The sequence below is a fragment of the uncultured Corynebacterium sp. genome (assembly GCF_902782855.1).
Lineage (GTDB): Bacteria > Actinomycetota > Actinomycetes > Mycobacteriales > Mycobacteriaceae > Corynebacterium.
Genome location: NZ_CACZOO010000041.1, coordinates 1 through 2,565 on the forward strand (window position 1 = coordinate 1; position 2,565 = coordinate 2,565).

Sequence of the window (2,565 nt, forward strand, 5' to 3'; positions counted from 1 at the left end):
CCTCCATCTCGACGAGCTCGATGAGCTCCTCGTCATCCACCATGTCGCACTTGTTCAGGGCGACGAGGATGTAGGGGACGCCGACCTGGCGGGCCAGGAGGACGTGCTCACGGGTCTGCGGCATCGGGCCGTCGGTGGCGGCGACGACGAGGATCGCACCGTCCATCTGCGCAGCACCGGTGATCATGTTCTTGATGTAGTCGGCGTGACCAGGGGCGTCCACGTGGGCGTAGTGGCGCTTCTCGGTCTGGTACTCCACGTGGGAGATGTTGATCGTGATGCCGCGCTCACGCTCTTCCGGCGCCTTGTCGATGGCGTCGAAGGCGAAGGCCTGGTTGAGCTCCGGGTAGGTGTCAGCCAGAACCTTGGTGATGGCGGCGGTCGTCGTGGTCTTGCCGTGGTCGACGTGACCGATGGTGCCGATGTTAACGTGGGGCTTCGTACGCTCGAACTTAGCCTTCGCCACTTGTGTCCTCCTGGACTTCTCGGTGGCCACGACTCTCGCGACCACTTGTTTCATCTCCCGGCACAGGTTGGACACCGCCGGTTGCGGTGGCCTGTCCCGGGCCTTTCTTGCGCCGATAACAGCATCGGACAGCGGGTGTGTCGACCGGGTTGTCCCCGGGCCTTCCAGCCGGACCGAGGTCGGTCCCGCAGGACACGCTGCAGCTGGGTAACGGCCAGCACCCAGCATCCTAACGCACAAACCCCGTCGGTGAAAACCGGGCCTGACGTGAGAGATACGGAGTGCTGACCCCTACCCCCCGCGACGTCCCGGTGATGAACAGATGTCCACCGCCGGATGCCACGGGTGGTGAGGGTGCCGAGGCTAGGCGTTGCCGGTGCGCTCGGCGATGATCTCCTGCGCCACGGACGAGGGGACCTCACCGTAGGAGTCGAAGATCATGGTGTAGTTCGCGCGGCCCTGGGTCTTGGACCGCAGGTCACCGACGTAACCGAACATCTCGGACAGCGGAACCTTGCCCTTGACGATCTTGGCGCCCGAGCGGTCCTCCATGGAGGAGATCTGACCACGACGGGAGTTGATGTCGCCGATGACCTCACCCATGAACTCCTCGGGAGTGGTCACCTCCACCGCCATCAGCGGCTCCAGCAGAACCGGCTTCGCCTTGGCGACGGCGGCCTTGAGCGCCTGGGAACCGGCGATCTTGAAGGCCATCTCAGAGGAGTCCACCTCGTGGTAGGCACCGTCGATCAGGGTGGCCTCGATGTCGACCAGCGGGAAGCCCGCGAGGAAACCGTACTGCATGGCGTCCCTGATGCCGGCGTCCACGGACGGAATGTACTCGCGGGGGATGCGACCACCGGTCACCGCGTTGGTGAACTTGTAGTTCGGGTCCTCACCCTCCTCGAGAGTCTCCGGATCCGGGTTGTACGGGGCGATGCCGATGATCACCTTGGCGAACTGGCCGGAACCACCGGTCTGCTTCTTGTGGGTGAACTCGATCTTCTCGACCGGCTTGCGGATCGTCTCACGGTAGGCCACCTGCGGGGCACCGACGTTCGCCTCGACCTTGAACTCACGCTTCATGCGGTCGACGAACACGTCGAGGTGCAGCTCGCCCATGCCACCGATGATGGTCTGGCCGGTCTCGTCGTCGAGCTCGACGGTGAAGGTCGGGTCTTCCTCGGTGAGCCGCTGGATGGCGACACCCAGCTTCTCCTGGTCCGACTTCGTCTTCGGCTCGATGGAGACCTTGATGACCGGGTCCGGGAAGTCCATGGACTCCAGCTGGATCGGCTGGTCCAGCGCACACAGGGTGTCGCCGGTGGTGGTCTCCTTGAGGCCGATGAAGGCGTAGATGTTGCCGGCGTGCGCCTTGTCGACCGGGTTCTCCTTGTTGGCGTGCATCTGGAACAGCTTTCCGATGCGCTCCTTCTTCCCGGTGACGGAGTTCAGGACCTGCTCACCGGGCTCGACGCAACCGGAGTACACGCGGACGAAGGTGAGCTTGCCGAAGAACGGGTGCGCGGCGATCTTGAACGCCAGCGCGGAGAAAGGCTCGTCATCGGAGGGCTTGCGGGTGATGACCTCGTCCTCGTGACCCGGCTTGTGGCCCTCGATCGCCTCGACGTCCAGCGGGGACGGGAGGTAGTCGACGACAGCGTCGATGATCGGCTGAATGCCCTTGTTGTGGTACGCGGTACCACAGAACACCGGGTAGATCTCCGAAGCGACGGTCATCTTGCGGATGGCGGTCTTGATCTCGTCGACGGAGAGCTCCTCGCCGGCGAAGTACTTCTCCATGAGGGCTTCGTCGGACTCGGCGACGGTCTCGAGCAGCTTCTCGCGGTACTCGGCGGCCTTGTCTGCCAGATCCGCCGGGATCTCCTCGATGGTCGGCTCGGCACCCGGCTCAACCTTGCCCCGCCAGGTGATGGCCTGCATGTTGATCAGGTCGACGACGCCGTCGAAGGCATCCTCGGCACCGATCGGCAGCTGCATGACCAGCGGCTTGGCACCGAGGCGGTCAATGATGGTCTGCACGGTGAAGTAGAAGTCCGCACCCAGCTTGTCCATCTTGTTGACGAAGCAGATACGCG

Annotated in this window: 2 protein-coding genes; both read right to left on the bottom strand. The window is 63.9% G+C overall.

Annotated elements, in window-relative coordinates:
* Window positions 1–466: GTP-binding protein (locus tag QZV72_RS01725; protein WP_297004451.1), on the bottom strand; the 466-nt coding region annotated here is incomplete at its 3' end.
* Window positions 467–829: 363 nt separating this feature from the next.
* On the bottom strand, window positions 830–2,565 hold a 1,736-nt coding region (gene fusA / locus QZV72_RS01730; RefSeq protein ID WP_297004452.1), incomplete at its 5' end, for an elongation factor G.